Here is a 16,363-nt window from a genome sequence, read left to right as displayed (position 1 = left end):
AAAGAAATGACACAGAATTCTGAACACTACCCTGGCCTCAGCCTGAATCAATCCTTTAGCAAGTTAGCGGCTCCCCAAAAGAAAAACCCCGGCGGATAAGCCGGGGTTTTTTGTTTCCAGTCCTGCCCTTGTGAGGCGGGGCCGGAAATTGGCATCAGGAGGGTGTCTCGGGAGCGGCAAGCTATTTAAGCGCGCCCTCTCCCTGTCCCTCTCCCGCTTGCGGGAGAGGAGACCCTCCAGAGAGGTTGGGGTGCGTTACACGCGCTCGATGACGGTGGCGATACCCTGGCCCAGGCCGATGCACATGGTGGCGAGGCCCAGTTGGCCGTCTTTCCATTCCATGACGTTCAGCAGGGTGCCGGTGATACGCGCACCGGAGCAGCCCAGCGGGTGACCCAGGGCGATGGCGCCGCCGTTCAGGTTCACTTTCTCGTCGGCCTTGTCCAGCAGCTTCAGGTCTTTCATGACGGGCAGGGACTGGGCGGCGAACGCTTCGTTCAGCTCCACGTAGTCGATGTCGTCGATGGTCAGACCGGCGCGCTTGAGGGCCTTCTGGGTGGCCGGTACCGGGCCGTAGCCCATGATGGCGGCGTCGCAGCCGGCCACGGCCATGGAGCGGATCTTGGCGCGGGGCTTCAGGCCCAGGGCCTGGGCACGCTCGGCGCTCATCACCAGCATGGCGGAGGCACCGTCAGACAGGGCAGAAGAGGTGCCGGCGGTGACGGTCCCGTTGGCCGGGTCGAATACCGGGCGCAGTTTCTGCATGTCTTCCAGGCTGGCACCCGGGCGAATCACTTCGTCGATTTCGCAGAGGATTTTCTTGCCTTCCTGGTCGTGGCCTTCGATCGGCACGATCTCGTTCTTCCAGCGGCCTTGCTGGGTGGCTTCCCAGGCCAGGCGGTGGGAACGCACGCCGAACTCGTCCTGCTGCTCACGGCTGATGCCGTGCATCTTGCCGAGCATTTCTGCGGTCAGGCCCATCATGTTGGAGGCCTTGGCGGTGACCTTGGAGATCTCCGGGTTGATGTCCACGCCGTGATCCATGGCCACGTGGCCCATGTGCTCGACACCGCCGATCACGAAGGTGTCGCCGTTGCCGGTCATGATGGCCTGGGCGGCGGAGTGCAGCGCCTGCATGGAAGAGCCACACAGACGGTTGACGGTCTGCGCGGCGCTGGTGCGCGGCAGGCCGGCCAGCATGGAGATGTTACGGGCGATGTTCATGCCCTGTTCTTTGGTCTGGTTTACACAGCCCCAGATCACGTCTTCGGTGAGCTGGGTGTCCCAGCTGGGGTTACGCTCCATGAGCGCCTGTACCAGCAGGGCAGACAGTTTTTCGGCACGCACGTTGCGGAACTGGCCGTTACGGCTCTTGCCCATGGGCGTACGGACCGCATCGACGATGACTACGTCATTCGGATTCAAGCTCATTTCTAAATCTCCTGTGTCCGTGGCTTAGGCGAAGAAGGACTCGCCCTTGGCGGCCATGTCTTTGAGCATCTGCGGGGCTTCGTAGATGCCGCCCAGGTGTGCGTACTTGTCACACAGCGCGACGAATTCTTTCACGCCGAGGCTGTCGATGTAGCGCAGCGGACCACCACGGAAGGGAGGGAAGCCGATGCCGTAGATCATGGCCATGTCGGCCTCGGCAGCGGAACCTACAATGTTGTCTTCCAGGCAGCGAACGGTTTCGGTGCACATGGGGATCATCATGCGGGCGATGATTTCCTCGGCGTCGAATTCCCGGGTCTCGGCCACGTGCGGCTTGATCAGTTCCCAGGTCTTCTCGTCGGCAACCTTCTTCGGCTTGCCTTTCTTGTCGGTCTCGTAGCGGTAGAAGCCGACACCGTTCTTCTGGCCGTAACGCTCGTTCTCGTACATCACGGTGGAGACGTCCTTGAAGTCGTACTGCATACGCTCCGGGAAGCCTTCCGCCATGACCTGAGCGGCGTGTACGCCGGTGTCGATACCGACCACGTCCATCAGGTAGGCCGGGCCCATGGGCCAGCCGAACTTCTGCATCACCTTGTCCACGGCCTCGAAGTCGGCGCCGTCACGCATCAGCATGCCGAAGCCACCGAAGTACGGGAACAGCACGCGGTTGACCAGGAACCCGGGGCAGTCGTTAACGACGATGGGGTTCTTGCCCATTTTCTGGGCGTAGGCCACCAGGGTGGCGACGGTTTCGTCGGAGGTCTTCTCACCACGGATCACTTCCACCAGCGGCATCATGTGTACCGGGTTGAAGAAGTGCATGCCGGCGAAGTTTTCCGGCTTCTTCAGCGCTTCCGCCAGTTTGGTGATGGAGATGGTGGAGGTGTTGGAGGCCAGGATGGTGCCCTCGGCCACTTTGCCTTCGGTCTCGGCCAGAACGGACTGCTTGATCTTCTGGTTCTCGACCACCGCTTCCACGATCACGTTGACGTGATCAAAGTCGCCGTAGTTCAGGGTCGGGCGGATGGAAGAGAGCACCTGGCCCATCTTGGCGGCGTCCATCTTGCCTTTGCTGACGCGCTTGGCGAGCAGCTTGGAGGCTTCGTTCATGCCCAGGTCCAGCGCCTTGTCGGCGATGTCCTTCATGATGATGGGGGTGCCTTTGAGGGCGGACTGGAAGGCGATACCGCCACCCATGATACCGGCACCCAGTACGGCGGCCTGGTTGATTTCCTTGGAGGCCTTGGCGGTTTTGCCGTTGACCTTTTTCACTTGCTGGTCAGCCAGGAACAGGCCGACCAGTGCCGTGGCCTGGGGCGACTTGGCGACCTTGGCGAAGCCTTTGGCTTCCACTTCCAGGGCCTTGTCGCGGGTCATGCCGGCGTGGGCCTGCATGGCTTTCACGGCGGCCACCGGGGCCGGGTAGTTCTTGCCCGCCTGCTGGGCGACCATGGCCATGCAGGTCTGGAAGGCCATCATGTTTTCCATCGGCGGCAGCTTCAGGGGCTCGAGCTTTTCCTGACGCTTGGCGCGGAAGTCGATCTTGCCGGCCAGGCACTGCTTGACCAGGTCGATGGCGGCGGCCTGCAGGTTGTCGTGCTCGACCACGGCATCGGCCACGCCCACTTTCAGGGCCTTGTCGGCACGGTGCTGGCCACCGGCGCCGATCCACTCAACGGCGTTGTCCACGCCGATTACGCGCGGCAGGCGCACGGTGCCGCCGAAGCCCGGGTACAGGCCCAGCTTCACTTCCGGCAGGCCCACCTGGGCCTTCTCGCTCAGTACGCGGAAGTCCGCGGCCAGGCACATTTCCAGGCCGCCACCCAGGGCGATGCCGTTAACGGCTGCCACTTTGGGAATGTCCAGATCTTCAAAGGCGTTGAAGACCTGGTTGGATTTCAGACACCAGCCGGCGATTTCGTCTTCCGGCAGTTTGAACATGTCCGTGAATTCGGTGATGTCGGCGCCAACGATGAAAACCCCTTTACCGGAGGTCACGATCAGGCCCTTGATGTCGCTGTTGCCCTGAATGGCTTCGACGGCCTTACCGAGATCTTCCACGGTTTCCTGATTGAACTTGTTGACTGACTCGCCCTGAAGATCGAACTTCAGTTCGGCGATGCCGTCGTCAAGCAGTTGTACGCTTACGGCGTTGCCTTGATAGATCATAGCGTTTGCTCTCCAGTCCCAAAGTACGCGGCATATTCAGGCCGCTTTGGTGTGCCCCTGGTCCCGAAAATGGGGGAGGCGTTGTCGCTCATGTTTGCATTCATGTGAGTGTTTGCTTACATCAGCGACCGAACTTGTAGGCCCGCAAGTATAGGGAAGCGGGATGACTTTTTTAGCCCCAATTTGTGACTACATGGTCGTGGCGGCGGCTGTGCCCTTGCCGATGGTGAAAATTTCATCACTTGCTCCCTGTGATGGTGCTGTTCCGGGTCCGGCGTGGCAGACTTGCCGGTCTGTTTTCGCAGGAACGCTGATTGAGGCGCGAACCATTCAGGCCGGGCAAGGCCAGGCCGGCTTGTGCCTCAAGCGGTGCTCTGGCGGCGCGATGGGAACGGTGCTGAATCCGGGTGCCATTCTCTCGTGTGGGAGAGGGCTGCGTTTGGTTCTCGATTATCCATTTTCCATTATCCATTGGTCATCCATGCCCGTAGACACGCTCAGCCTGCCAACCATTCGCCGCCGCCCGCAACACACGCCGGACTGGCCGGATGTGCCGCCATTGCTGGCGCGGATTCTGGCGGGCCGGGGCGTGCAGGACCCGTCGCAGCTGGACCTGGGCCTCAAGCGACTGCCCCATCCCGAGCAGTTCTCCGGGTTGCGTGGGGCTGTGGCGCTGCTTTTACAAGGGCGGGCCGATAACTGGCGCATCTGTATTGTCGGCGACTACGACGCCGATGGCGCCACCGCCACCACGCTGATGGTGCGCGGCCTGGAGGCGCTGGGTTTTGCCCGCCCGGATTTCCTGGTGCCGGATCGCTTTGAATACGGCTATGGCCTGTCGCCGGCCATCGTTGCGCTGGCTGAACAGCAATACCAGCCGGACCTGATCATTACCGTGGACAACGGTATCGCCAGTGTTGATGGCGTGGCCGCCGCCCGGGCCCGCGGGATGCGGGTGCTGATCACCGACCATCACCTGCCCGGCGCCACCCTGCCGCAGGCCGATGCGCTGGTGAACCCGCGCCTGCCCGGCTGTGAGGATTTCCCCGCCGCCAACCTGGCCGGTGTGGGTGTGGCTTTCTATCTGTTAATGGCCCTGCAGCGGGCGCTGCGCGAGCAGGGTGTCACGCCAACCTTGCCGATCACCGACCTGCTGGATCTGGTGGCCCTGGGCACGGTGGCCGATGTGGTGGTGCTGGATGATGCCAACCGGGTGCTGGTGGAGCAGGGCCTGCGCCGTATCCGCGCCGGCAAGGGCTGCCCGGGCATTCGTGCCCTGCTGCGGGTGGCCGGGCGCGACCCGAACCGGGTGCTGGCCGCGGACATGGGTTTTGCCGTGGGCCCGCGCCTGAACGCTGCCGGGCGCCTGTCGGACATGACCCACGGCATTGCTTGCCTGCTGGCGCAAACCGATGCCGAGGCCATGGAAATGGCCGGCGAGCTGGACAGTATCAACCGTGAACGCCGCTCCATCGAGCAGGGCATGCGCGATGCGGCCATGGAAGAGGTGGCCCGGCTGGACGCGGACAACCTGCCGGCGGGCCTGTGCCTGTATGGCAAGGAATGGCACGAGGGCGTGGTGGGCATTCTCGCCTCGCGGGTCAAGGAGGCGGTGCACCGGCCGGTGATCGCCTTCGCGCCGGCCCAGCAGGCCGGCACCCTGAAGGGCTCCGGGCGCTCCATTCCCGGCCTGCACCTGCGTGATGTGCTGGATGCGGTGGCCACCGCCAACCCGGGGCTGCTGAGCAAATTCGGCGGCCATGCCATGGCGGCGGGCCTGTCGCTGGAGGCGGACAAGCTGGATACCTTCAAGGCCGCCTTCGAGAAGGCGGTGGGCGAGAGGCTGTCGCCGGAGGCGCTGGAACGGGTGGTGGAAACCGACGGCGAGCTGGCCGACCCGGACCTGTCGCTGGCCAATGCCGAGTTGCTCAGCCACCGCTTCCCCTGGGGCCAGGGCTTCCCGGCGCCCAGCTTCGATGGCGAGTTCGAGGTGTTGCAGCATCGCATCGTCGGCGAGCGCCACCTCAAGCTGACCCTGGGCCTGCCCGGTGTCAGCGGGGTGATCGATGCCATTCACTTCAATGTGCCGGTGGCGGCACTGCCCAGCCGCATTCGCCGGGTGCGTGGCGTCTACCGGCTGGAGGTCAACGAGTTCCGCGGCCAGCGTAACCCGCAGCTGCTGTTCGAACACCTGGTGCCGGTGGCCTGATCACGGCGCTGGCCGACAAATTGTCGACAATGGCTGTCCAGCGCCCCTGTTTTTGCTAGCATTGCGCTTCGCTCCCGCATTCGGGGGCAACCAGACCCGGACGGCACCCTGTGCCCGTTACCTCCGGGGCTGCCTGGTACGCAGCCAGCCCACAAGGCTGGCGCCACTAACATGGGCGGGCCGGCTATCGCCGTCGCCGTTGATGGGTCCTTAACGGAGGGGACACGCATGAAGACTATTCACAAACACCGGCTCAACACCGCCAGCGAGGTGCAGGAGATCCGGTTGCCCGAAGAAGGCAAGGTGCTGCGGGTGGATTACATCCTGCAGGATGCGTCGATTTGCATGTGGGTGGAAGTGGACGCGGATACCGTGATCGACACGCCCAAGGAAGTTCGTCGCTTCAAGGTGTTCGCCACCGGCTCCGGCATTCCCGACAATGCCCGTTACATCGGCACCACCATCGACCATATGAAAGCCGCGGCCTATCACGTCTACGAGCTGAAGGACTGACGCTTTCCTGTTCTGCCGGGGCCAGCCTGCTGGCTCCGGCGGGAAGGGGGCGTCTCGCCCCTCGTCACCCACGGCGCAAACCGCTACACTGCGCCGTTTTACATTGGCCACCGGCCAGTGTGCAGCTCAACCCAAACACAGAGAGACGTATGGAAGTCAATCCGCTGCGAAACCATCTTTCTGACCTCGGCGAGCGCGTCGGTGCGCTTAGGGGGTATCTTTGACTACGATCAGAAGAGCGAGCGTCTGACCGAAGTCGAGCGAGAACTCGAAAACCCCGATGTCTGGAACGACCCCACCTACGCCCAGGGTCTGGGCAAGGAACGCGCCCAGCTGGAAGGCGTGGTAAAAACCATCGATGAAGCCGGCCAGGGCATTGAAGATACCCAGGCGCTGCTGGATCTGGTGGTGGAAGAGGGCGACGAAGACAGCCTGCCGGAAGTGGAAAGCGAGCTGGAACGCCTGGAGGCCATGGTGGCCGACCTGGAATTCCGCCGCATGTTCGCCGGCCAGATGGACCCCTGCAACGCCTACCTGGATATCCAGGCCGGCTCCGGCGGCACCGAGGCCCAGGACTGGGCGGAAATGATGCTGCGCATGTACCTGCGCTGGGGCGAGGCCCACGGCTTCAAGACCGAGCTGGTGGAAGCGTCCGCCGGCGATGTGGCGGGTATCAAGTCGGCCACTGTGCGCTTCGAGGGCGAGTACGCCTTCGGCTGGCTGCGCACTGAAACCGGCGTGCACCGCCTGGTGCGCAAGAGCCCGTTCGATTCCGGTGGCCGCCGCCATACCTCTTTCAGCTCCGTGTTCGTGTCTCCGGAAGTGGATGACGACATCGATATCGATATCGACATGGGCAACATGCGGGTGGACACCTACCGGGCCTCCGGCGCCGGTGGTCAGCACGTTAACCGGACCGACTCGGCGGTGCGTCTGACCTATACCTTCAAGGACGAGGGCGGCACCGAGCACACCGTGGTGACCCAGTGCCAGAGCGAGCGCAGCCAGCACCAGAACAAGGACAAGGCCATGAAGATGATGCAGGCCAAGGTCTACGAACTGGAAATGCAGCGCCGCAATGCCGAGAAGCAGGCCATGGAAGACAACAAGGCGGATATCGGCTGGGGCAGCCAGATTCGCTCCTACGTGCTTGATGATGGCCGCATCAAGGACCTGCGCACCAATGTGGAAAGCCACAACACCCAGCAGGTGCTGGATGGCGCGCTGGACAAGTTTATCGAAGCGTCCCTGAAAGCGGGCTTGTGACGAGGCGTCTGACGTCGGAAGTCTGACGTCGGACGCCAAACCCACAGCGTCGGATGTCTGGTCACAGGCGTCCGACCCAGGCAAAGTTTTATTGCGTCCGACGTCTGACGTCTGACGTTCGACCCTTGTAAGGTAACTACATGGCTGACGAACAGAACACCGCAACCGAACAGCAGGAATCCGAGAATCGCCTGATTGCCGAGCGCCGCGCCAAGCTGGCCGAGCTACGTGAAGCGGGCAATCCCTTCCCCAACGACTTTCGCCGTGATTCCCTGGCCGCTGAACTGCAGGCGCAGTATGGCGAGCTGAGCAAGGAAGAACTGGAAGAGAAGGGTATCCAGGTGGCGGTGGCTGGCCGGCTGATGCTCGACCGCAAGGCCTTCAAGGTGCTGCAGGACATGTCCGGGCGCATTCAGGTGTATGCCACCAAGGATGTGCAGAAGGACACCAAGCACTGGGATCTGGGCGACATCATCGGCGTGCGCGGCACGCTGTGCAAATCCGGCAAGGGTGACCTGTACGTGATGATGGATGAGTATGTGCTGCTCACCAAATCCCTGCGTCCTCTGCCGGAAAAACACAAGGGCCTGACTGATACCGAAGCCAAGTATCGTCAGCGCTATGTGGACCTGATCGTCAACGAAGACACCCGCAAGGCCTTCCAGATCCGCTCCCAGGTGGTCGCCGGTATCCGCAACTTCCTGGTGCAGAAAGGCTTCGTGGAAGCGGAAACCCCCATGCTGCAGGTGATCCCCGGTGGCGCCACGGCGCGCCCCTTCGTCACCTACCACAACAGCCTGGACCTGGACATGTACCTGCGCATCGCGCCGGAACTGTACCTCAAGCGTCTGGTGGTGGGCGGTTTCGAGAAGGTGTTCGAGATCAACCGCAATTTCCGCAACGAGGGGCTGTCCACCCGGCACAACCCCGAGTTCACCATGCTGGAGTTCTATCAGGCATTTGCCGACTACCGTGACCTGATGAACCTCACCGAGGAAATGCTGCGCACCGTGGCACAGAGCGTATTGGGCAGCACCGATGTGCACTACCAGGGCGATGTCTACGACTTCGGCAAGCCGTTTGCGCGCATGACCGTGTTTGATTCCATTGTGCACTTCAACCCGGACATCGACCCCGCTCAGCTGGCCGACGAGCAGGGCGCGCGCCGGATCGCCGAGGGGCTGGGCATTCCGCTCAAGGACGGTTACGGCCTGGGCAAGGTGCAGATCGAGATTTTCGAAAAGACCGTGGAACACCGTCTGAAGGACCCGACCTTCATCACCGAATACCCCACCGAGGTATCACCGCTGGCCCGTCGCAGTGATGCCAACCCCTTTGTCACCGACCGCTTCGAGTTCTTTGTCGGTGGCCGCGAGATCGCCAATGGCTTCTCGGAGCTGAACGACGCCGAGGACCAGGCGGAGCGTTTCCGCAAGCAGGTGGAAGAGAAGGAAGCGGGGGACGACGAGGCCATGTTCTTCGACGAGGATTACGTGGTGGCCCTGGAACACGGCCTGCCGCCCACGGCGGGCGAGGGCATCGGCATTGATCGTCTGGTCATGCTTTTTACTGATGCACCGTCCATCCGCGATGTAATCCTGTTCCCGCACATGCGCCCGACAGGTCGCTAGAGCCAAGTCGCACGTGCCGTGCGGTGGTATGCTCATTGTTTTTAAGGCTGGCTGAAGACTGATGACTGCAATCCAATATCAGGGACGAAAAACCCGCCGGGCCGGTAGCGAACAGCGCCGCCAGGCCATTCTGGAGGCGGCGCTCACCATTATCGTGCGCGAGGGGATCCGCTCTGTGCGTCACCGGGCGGTGGCCAAGGAGGCGGATGTGCCGCTGTCCGCCACCACCTATTACTTCAAGGACATCTCCGACCTGATCGCCGATGCCTTTACGCTGTTTGCCGAGCGGGCCATGGCTGATGTGATCGAGCCGTTCCGCCAGCAGGCCTTCGCCCTGATGGAGAGCTTCTCCGCCGACGACCTGAAAGACCCGGCCCAGCTGGAGCGGCTGCTCAAGGGCCTGAGCGAGATGACCGCCGGCTTTATCATCAACGAGGTCACCCAGCGCCGTGGTCACCTGATCGCCGAGCAGGCCTTCCTGCAGGAAGCGGTGCTCGACAAGCGCCTCAGTGACCTGGCGGATCTGTATCTGCGCCAGCAAATGATGCTGCTGGAAGGCGCCTGCACCCTGCTGGGCAGTGAGCATCCGCGCATGGATGCGGAGCTGATTCTCAGCACCATGATGACGCTGGAACAGCGCCTGCTGGTGCACCCGGAGAATGCGCTGATGGAATTCGTGCAGCCGCGCATGCACAACCTGTTCAGCAAGCTGTTGGCCCATGCCCATGGCTGAACGGGCGGTGCAGATGGAACCGGGCTGGCAGCGCTGCCTGGCGACGGAGTTCGACAAGGACTACATGCACCGCCTGCGCGCCTTCCTTGCCGAGCAGAAAAAGGCGGGCAAGACCGTCTACCCGCCGGGCCCGGATATCTTCAATGCCTTCAATCTCACCCCCTTTGACCAGGTCAAGGTGGTGATTCTCGGCCAGGACCCGTACCACGGCCCCAACCAGGCCCATGGCCTGTGTTTCTCCGTGCAGCACGGCGTCAGGACGCCGCCGTCACTGGTCAATATCTACAAGGAAATCCAGCGGGATCTGGGCATCACGCCGCCGTCCCATGGCAACCTGATCCACTGGGCCGAGCAGGGCGTGCTGCTGCTCAACGCGGTGCTGACCGTGGAAGCCGGCCAGGCGGCCTCGCACCAGAAGCAGGGCTGGGAAACCTTCACCGACCAGGCCATTGAACACCTCAACCGTGAGCGTAGTGGTCTGGTGTTTTTGCTGTGGGGCAGCCACGCTCAGAAGAAGGGCCGGCTGATCGACCGTCAGCGCCACTGTGTACTCACCGCACCACACCCGTCGCCACTGTCTGCCCATCGCGGCTTTCTCGGCTGTGGTCATTTTTCCCGTGCCAACCAGTACCTGCTGCAACAGGGACTGACGGCGATTGACTGGTCGGTGCCGGAGTAGCAATTGATAATTGAGAATGGATAATTGATAACGCGCGGACTGGACTCTCAGGGTCTTCAATGCAAGAGGCCCCGCGCCCAACGTGTGGACGCGGCCTCTGCGCTTCAAGATTCTGCATACGCTGCTCGCGCAGCTATCAATTATCCATTCTCAATTATCAATTAACTTCCCTGCTTCTGTTACCATCCTTGCCGAGTTGAGACCAAGGAGTTGCTGTGTCTGATTGCGTGCTGTTTTCCGAAGTGCCCACCCGTAACGGTGGCGTGATCGTGCGGGCCACGCTGAATGCGCCCAAATCCCTGAACGCCCTGAGTCTGGAAATGATCCAGACGTTGATGAGCAAGATGGATGAGTGGGAAGGCCGTGATGATATTGTCGCCCTGTGGCTGGATGGCGCCGGTGGCAAGGCGTTCTGCGCCGGTGGCGATATCGTGCAGATGCACAAGTCCATGGTGAAACATGCCGGTGAGGGCCGTAACCCCTTTACCGAGCAGTATTTTGCCGAGGAATACGCGCTTGATTACCGCCTGCACCGCAGTGCCATTCCGGTGATTGTCTATGGCGATGGCATTGTCATGGGCGGTGGTATGGGCCTGATGCAGGGCGCGGACTTCCGCCTGGTGACGCCGCGCTCGCGCCTGGCCATGCCGGAGATCACCATCGGCCTGTTCCCGGATGTGGGCGGCAGCTGGTTCCTTAATCGTCTGCCCGGCAAGGTGGGGCTGTTCCTGGGCCTCACCGGTGTGCACATCAATGGTCGCGAAGCGGTGGAAGTGGGCATGGCCGACCGCATGGTGGACGCGGACGCGGACAGCCTGCTGCAGGCGCTGGCCGAGCAGGATTTCACTGACAGTGACCGCGACAACCGGGCGGTGATCTATCGTCTGTTCAAGCAGCAGGGCGCCGACATGGGCGAGCTGCCCCATCCGCTGGTGGACCACCTGGCGCAGATCAACCGCCTGTGTGATGGCGAAAGCATCCAGGTCGTCACGGAGCAGTTGCTGACCGCCAAGGAGCGTGACCGCTGGCTGGACAAGGCCCTGGGCAACCTGGAGCGCGGCTGCCCGCAGACCGCTCACCTGGTGTGGGAACAGCTGCGCCGTTCCACCTACATGACGTTGGCCGAGGTGTTTCGCATGGAATGGTGCGTGGCGGTACAGTGTTCCCTGCACGGCGACTTCCGTGAAGGGGTGCGGGCCCTGCTGATCGACAAGGACGGCAAACCGGGCTTTCGCCACCGCAGCGTTGCCGACGTGCCCGCCACCTACATCGACGGTTTCTTCCGCTGCCCGGCACCGAAAAATCCGTTAGAGGCAATTGATAGTTGATAATGGATAATTGATAACGGCGCGAGAGCGGGGCTCGCAGTGATTGAAACGCAAGAGGCCGCGCCCAGTCATTGGGCGCGGCCTCTTTGCTTTCTGATAATGACCACGCTTGAACGCGCCGTTATCAATTATCCATTATCCATTCTCAATTAATCTCACTCTTTCCACGGCAAGGAATAGGGCAGCCCCACCAGCTTGCTGTCCAGCGGCTGGTCGTCGGCAAACAGGATGCCGTCGGTGTCGCGGCGCAGGACGATCAGCGCGTGGTGGGCGTCGCTGCCCCTGGCGCTGATGACCACTTCACCGGCGGCCTTGCCGTTGGCATCGCGTACCACCTGGCCCGGGGCCAGGGGGATTGCCGCCTGGTAGTCGATACGCTGCATGCGCTGCTTGAGCTTGCCCTTGAAGTGCATGCGTGCCACCACTTCCTGGCCGGTGTAGCAGCCTTTCTTGAAGCTCACCGCGCCGGTCACGTCGTAGTTGAGCACCTGCGGCAGGAACAGATCTTCCGCGCCGGCAAAGACCATGGCCTCGCCGGCCAGGATGTCCTGGCACAGCCAGCCGTTGGCACCGGTCAGGGCGCGATTGGCGGCCAGTTGCGGCCATAGCTTGATGGCGTGCTCGCCGTGGGTGATCAGCAGCATTTGCTCCGTGTGCGGGTAGCGCAGGGCCAGGGTGTGATCATTGCAGTGGCTTTCACCGGCGGCGGGCAGCACGGACAGGCCAGTGCCTTCCAGGTCGCCGGCCACGCCGAGCACCACCGCGTCAGCGTCTACCTGGAAGTCCACCTTGGCGCGCAGGCGATATTTGATCAGCGCCTTGATCACGTCCTCGGCCTTGTCCGCCGGGCATAGCAGCAGGTAGCCGTCGCGACTTTTCACCACGCGCATGGAGACCAGGCCGCGGCCCTTGAGGCTCAGGTGCATGCCGTTGCGGTGGGCACCGTGATCAATATCCTGAAGGTCACAGGTCAGTTGGCCCTGCAGATAGTGGCCGGCTTCCTCACCGCTGGCACGGATCACGGCCAGGTGATCGCAGTGGGCTAGCAACGGGGTGTTGGCGGTAGCGGCCAGGGACTGGCTGGCAATAAAGTCGGACCAGGCGCTCATGACTCTCCTGCACGTTGTCTTGCGGCGTGTTTTAGCGACACCGGGGTGCGACAATCGCTCGACAATGGTGTCGTCGTGTGGCGCCATCATAGATAATGCGCCTTCAGTCCGAAAGTCGTGAGTTGTGCATGAATCTGGAAGAACGCAAACGCAAGTACCGCTGGCAATGCCGCCGGGGCGCCTCCGAGGTGGAGGTGGTGCTGTACGCCTACCTGGATGACCATTTCGATAACGATACCGCAGAGAACCAGGACCGCTTCGAGGCCCTGCTGGCCTGTCAGGATGCGGACATGTTCGAGTGGTTTACCCATCGCAGCGAGCCGCAGGATGCGGTGATGCGGGAGTATGTTCGCCATGTTCTGGCAGCGGTCTCTGCCCCTCGCACTTGATCTGGGCGAGTCTCGCTATCCTCGCCGGCTGGCGCAGCTGAGCCTGTGGCTCTGCACGCTGGCGTTAGTGCTGGCGCCGCTGGCCCTGTGGTGGAAACTGCTGTTGTGGGTGCTGGCGGTGGGCGCGTTGCGTACCTGGCGGCCGGCACTGGTGCGGCGACTTTACTGGCGTGATGGCGAGCTGACGGTGACCGGCGCCCAGGTGCACACACTGGCGCCGCCGTACCGGCTGGTGCGCCTGGGCCCCTGGCTGGGATTGCAGACCCGCCGGGGCTGGCTGCATCTGTTTGCCGACCAGGCCAGTGCCGGGGACCTGCAGCCGTTCTACCAGTGGCTCTGGGTCAACCGCCGGCGATAGGGCTGTTGTCGGGCACCAATATGGAATCCTGCGGCGCGTCCAGGCTGCCCGGGAAATCACGCATGAAATGCAGGCCTCGGCTTTCCTTGCGGCTCAGCGCCGAGCGGATGATCAGCTCGGCAATCACCACCAGGTTGCGCAGTTCCAGCAGGTCGTTGCTGATGTGGTAGTTGCTGTAGTACTCGGCGATCTCGTTCTTGAGAAGGTCGGCCCGGTGCTGGGCACGCTGCAGGCGCTTCTCGGTACGCACGATCCCCACGTAATCCCACATGAAACGGCGCAGCTCGTCCCAGTTGTGGCTGATGACCACGTCCTCGTCGGAGTCAGTCACCTGGGAGTCATCCCATTCGCAGGTGTCGCGGGGCTGGGGCAGGGTATCCAGCTGGGTGCTGATATGGTCCGCCGCGGCCTTGCCGTAGACAAAGCATTCCAGCAGCGAGTTGCTGGCCATGCGGTTGGCGCCATGCAGGCCGGTGAAGCTGGTCTCGCCGATGGCGTAGAGGCCGGGCACATCGGTCTGGCCCTGCTGATTGATCATCACGCCGCCACAGGTGTAGTGGGCGGCGGGCACCACGGGAATCGGGTCACGGGTGATATCCAGGCCCAGTTGCAGGCACTTGGCGTAGACCGTGGGGAAGTGCTCGATGATGAAATCCGCCGGCTTGTGGCTGATGTCCAGGTACAGGCAGTCCGCCCCCAGCCGCTTCATCTCGTGGTCGATGGCCCGGGCCACCACATCCCGCGGCGCCAGTTCGCCGCGCTCGTCAAAGCGCTGCATGAAGCGCTCGCCATTGGGTAGCAGCAGGCGCCCGCCCTCGCCGCGGATGGCTTCGGTGATCAGAAAGCTCTTGGCCTTGGGGTGGTAGAGGCAGGTGGGGTGGAACTGCATGAATTCCATGTTGGCCACCCGGCAACCCGCCCGCCAGGCCATGGCGATACCGTCGCCGGTGGCCACGTCCGGATTGGAGGTGTACAGGTAGACCTTGGAGGCGCCGCCGGTGGCCAGTACCACCGAGCGGGCCAGGATCACGTCGGTTTCGCCGGTCTGGATGTTGTGCACGTAGGCGCCGCAGCAGCGTTTCTCTTTACCCTGTTGCCCGTTGGCGGCGTCATGCTCCTGCAGAATCAGGTCCACGGCCACCCGATGCTCGAACAGGGTGACGTTGTCGCGCTTCTTGACCGCCTCGATCATGGTGGTGGAGATAGCCTTGCCGGTGGCATCGGCGGCATGAATGATGCGCCGGTGGCTGTGGCCGCCTTCACGGGTCAGGTGGTAGGGCAGGGCGCCGTCGTCACCGCCGTCAAAGCGGGTGAAATCCACCCCCAGATCAATCAGCCAGCGGATGGCATCCGGGCCGTTTTCCACCGTGTAGCGCACCGCATCGTCGTGACACAGGCCGCCGCCGGCCACGTGGGTATCCTGCACGTGGCTTTCCAGGGAGTCTTCCTGGTCCAGTACCGCGGCCACGCCGCCCTGGGCATAGTAGGTGCTGGCGCTGGTCAGCTTGCCCTTGGAGAGCATGGCCACGCGGGTGGTCTCCGGCAGGCGCAGTGCCACGGTCAGGCCGGCGGCGCCGGAGCCAATGATGAGAACATCGTGTCGGTAGGTGGCCATAGGGAACCTCTGAATCACTTCCCGGTCAGTAACCGGGTAATACGATTATGCGCGGTGCGGGGCCTGGGAGCTCGCCGGATAATGCCGGTAGCCTCTGCCGAATCGCGGCCTGCCAGGCGGGCCGGTCCGGTTGGCGTAAAAGGTCGGCCATCAAACCGTACCCCCGGGTTTTTGTCCAGAGGCTCTGGCGCGCGTAAATGTTGAATCAATGTGAAAATGGCAGCGTTGAGGGGCGTTAGTATAGCCGCGTGGGCAACAGCTGCTACAATGGCGCGTTTAAACATGGCCGTTTCGTTGCTGTTATTGCGAAACGGCACCCAGTGCGCAAGGATCCGGGGGATCGGTGTCAGACGAACAGTTGGTCAAAAAGGCCAAAAACGGCGATCAGCGAGCTTTCGAGGTGTTGGTTCGTAAGTATCAGCAGCGGATTTTTGCGCTGATCAGCCGCTATGTGCGTGACCAGGATGAAGTCCAGGATGTGGCCCAGGAAGCCTTTATCAAGGCCTGGCGTGCGCTGCCGCGTTTCCGTGGCGACAGTGCCTTTTACACCTGGCTTTACCGGATCGCCGTAAACACCGCCAAGAACCATCTGGTGGCCGCCGGTCGGCGCCCGCCAGGCTCGGATCTGGACGCTGCCGAAGCCGAGCAATATTCCGGGGCAGAAATGCTGCATGAAATTGGAACCCCGGAGTCCATGGTGTTGTCAGAGGAACTGGAGGCAGTGATTCATGGTGCGATTGAAGCACTGCCCCAGGAATTGAAGACAGCCGTCACCTTGCGGGAATTTGAAGGCCTGAGCTACGAGGATATTGCTGCGGTGATGGAGTGCCCGGTGGGCACGGTACGGTCCCGGATTTTCCGGGCCCGTGAGGCAATCGATAGTGCGGTGCGCCCCTTGCTGGGCTCGCAGCGTGGCGATAAAGGGTGAGT

14 protein-coding genes are annotated in these 16,363 nt (G+C 62.5%); 10 read left to right on the top strand and 4 right to left on the bottom strand.

Annotation, left to right across the window (positions count from 1 at the left end; genetic code table 11):
• Positions 1-255: 255 nt before the first annotated feature.
• Positions 256-1,431 carry an acetyl-CoA C-acyltransferase FadA gene (fadA, locus tag A11A3_RS11405; protein WP_008929453.1) on the bottom strand — a complete coding sequence of 392 codons (1,176 nt, stop codon included), beginning with the start codon at positions 1,429-1,431 and terminating at the stop codon, positions 256-258.
• 24 nt (positions 1,432-1,455) lie between these two features.
• Positions 1,456-3,603, bottom strand: a complete 2,148-nt coding sequence (gene fadB, locus A11A3_RS11400; protein WP_008929452.1) for a fatty acid oxidation complex subunit alpha FadB — start codon at positions 3,601-3,603, stop codon at positions 1,456-1,458.
• A 481-nt stretch (positions 3,604-4,084) separates the two neighbouring features.
• Between fadB and recJ the strand changes: the two genes are divergently transcribed.
• The 7 genes from recJ (at position 4,085) to A11A3_RS11365 (ending at position 11,962) form a co-directional block, all read left to right on the top strand.
• A complete protein-coding gene (recJ, locus tag A11A3_RS11395) occupies positions 4,085-5,812 on the top strand; it encodes a single-stranded-DNA-specific exonuclease RecJ (RefSeq protein WP_040297087.1) in 1,728 nt (575 codons plus the stop codon).
• A 228-nt stretch (positions 5,813-6,040) separates the two neighbouring features.
• Positions 6,041-6,325, top strand: a complete 285-nt coding sequence (locus tag A11A3_RS11390) for a DUF7352 domain-containing protein (RefSeq protein WP_008929450.1) — start codon at positions 6,041-6,043, stop codon at positions 6,323-6,325.
• Positions 6,326-6,474: 149 nt separating this feature from the next.
• A protein-coding gene (prfB, locus tag A11A3_RS11385; protein ID WP_157375623.1) for a peptide chain release factor 2 occupies positions 6,475-7,591 on the top strand; the annotation gives its coding sequence in 2 pieces (ribosomal slippage) (positions 6,475-6,546 and positions 6,548-7,591; 1,116 coding nt in all).
• A gap of 140 nt (positions 7,592-7,731) precedes the next feature.
• The gene (lysS, locus tag A11A3_RS11380) at positions 7,732-9,222 is read left to right on the top strand and encodes a lysine--tRNA ligase (protein ID WP_008929448.1); all 1,491 of its coding nucleotides are present in this window, start codon (positions 7,732-7,734) and stop codon (positions 9,220-9,222) included.
• Between the two features lie 61 nt (positions 9,223-9,283).
• Positions 9,284-9,955, top strand: coding sequence for a TetR/AcrR family transcriptional regulator (locus tag A11A3_RS11375; protein ID WP_008929447.1), 672 nt, complete (start codon positions 9,284-9,286; stop codon positions 9,953-9,955).
• The gene (gene ung / locus A11A3_RS11370; protein ID WP_008929446.1) at positions 9,942-10,634 is read left to right on the top strand and encodes a uracil-DNA glycosylase; all 693 of its coding nucleotides are present in this window, start codon (positions 9,942-9,944) and stop codon (positions 10,632-10,634) included. Before A11A3_RS11375 ends, ung begins: the two co-directional genes overlap by 14 nt.
• 215 nt (positions 10,635-10,849) lie before the next feature.
• Positions 10,850-11,962, top strand: coding sequence for an enoyl-CoA hydratase/isomerase family protein (locus tag A11A3_RS11365; protein ID WP_237738859.1), 1,113 nt, complete (start codon positions 10,850-10,852; stop codon positions 11,960-11,962).
• A 155-nt stretch (positions 11,963-12,117) separates the two neighbouring features.
• Here A11A3_RS11365 and ygfZ read toward each other — a convergent pair whose 3' ends face one another.
• Positions 12,118-13,071: a CAF17-like 4Fe-4S cluster assembly/insertion protein YgfZ gene (gene ygfZ, locus A11A3_RS11360; protein ID WP_008929444.1), complete on the bottom strand. Its 954-nt coding sequence runs from the start codon at positions 13,069-13,071 to the stop codon at positions 12,118-12,120.
• Between the two features lie 128 nt (positions 13,072-13,199).
• Between ygfZ and A11A3_RS11355 the strand changes: the two genes are divergently transcribed.
• Entirely contained in the window at positions 13,200-13,460 is a 261-nt protein-coding gene (locus A11A3_RS11355) for an FAD assembly factor SdhE (protein WP_008929443.1), read from the top strand.
• The gene (locus A11A3_RS11350; RefSeq protein WP_008929442.1) at positions 13,426-13,818 is read left to right on the top strand and encodes a hypothetical protein; all 393 of its coding nucleotides are present in this window, start codon (positions 13,426-13,428) and stop codon (positions 13,816-13,818) included. Before A11A3_RS11355 ends, A11A3_RS11350 begins: the two co-directional genes overlap by 35 nt.
• On the opposite strand, the gene nadB is transcribed toward A11A3_RS11350, so the two are convergent.
• Positions 13,802-15,433, bottom strand: coding sequence for an L-aspartate oxidase (nadB, locus tag A11A3_RS11345; RefSeq protein WP_008929441.1), 1,632 nt, complete (start codon positions 15,431-15,433; stop codon positions 13,802-13,804). The genes A11A3_RS11350 and nadB overlap by 17 nt on opposite strands.
• 343 nt (positions 15,434-15,776) lie before the next feature.
• Here nadB and rpoE point away from each other — a divergent pair, with 343 nt between their 5' ends.
• Complete coding sequence (gene rpoE / locus A11A3_RS11340) at positions 15,777-16,361, top strand: RNA polymerase sigma factor RpoE (RefSeq protein WP_008929440.1); 585 nt, start codon at positions 15,777-15,779, stop codon at positions 16,359-16,361.
• Positions 16,362-16,363: the final 2 nt, after the last annotated feature.

The organism is Alcanivorax hongdengensis A-11-3 (assembly GCF_000300995.1).
GTDB lineage: Bacteria > Pseudomonadota > Gammaproteobacteria > Pseudomonadales > Alcanivoracaceae > Alcanivorax > Alcanivorax hongdengensis.
This window is presented reverse-complemented; position numbering and strand designations above follow the sequence as displayed.

Excerpts from the sequence above, each read along its gene's own strand:
- fadA (WP_008929453.1), bottom strand. The coding sequence starts at position 1,431 with ATGAGCTTGAATCCGAATGACGTAGTCATCGTCGATGCGGTCCGTACG.
- fadB (WP_008929452.1), bottom strand. The coding sequence starts at position 3,603 with ATGATCTATCAAGGCAACGCCGTAAGCGTACAACTGCTTGACGACGGC.
- recJ (WP_040297087.1), top strand. The coding sequence starts at position 4,085 with ATGCCCGTAGACACGCTCAGCCTGCCAACCATTCGCCGCCGCCCGCAA.
- A11A3_RS11390 (WP_008929450.1), top strand. The coding sequence starts at position 6,041 with ATGAAGACTATTCACAAACACCGGCTCAACACCGCCAGCGAGGTGCAG.
- lysS (WP_008929448.1), top strand. The coding sequence starts at position 7,732 with ATGGCTGACGAACAGAACACCGCAACCGAACAGCAGGAATCCGAGAAT.
- A11A3_RS11375 (WP_008929447.1), top strand. The coding sequence starts at position 9,284 with ATGACTGCAATCCAATATCAGGGACGAAAAACCCGCCGGGCCGGTAGC.
- ung (WP_008929446.1), top strand. The coding sequence starts at position 9,942 with ATGCCCATGGCTGAACGGGCGGTGCAGATGGAACCGGGCTGGCAGCGC.
- ygfZ (WP_008929444.1), bottom strand. The coding sequence starts at position 13,071 with ATGAGCGCCTGGTCCGACTTTATTGCCAGCCAGTCCCTGGCCGCTACC.
- A11A3_RS11355 (WP_008929443.1), top strand. The coding sequence starts at position 13,200 with ATGAATCTGGAAGAACGCAAACGCAAGTACCGCTGGCAATGCCGCCGG.
- A11A3_RS11350 (WP_008929442.1), top strand. The coding sequence starts at position 13,426 with ATGTTCTGGCAGCGGTCTCTGCCCCTCGCACTTGATCTGGGCGAGTCT.
- nadB (WP_008929441.1), bottom strand. The coding sequence starts at position 15,433 with ATGGCCACCTACCGACACGATGTTCTCATCATTGGCTCCGGCGCCGCC.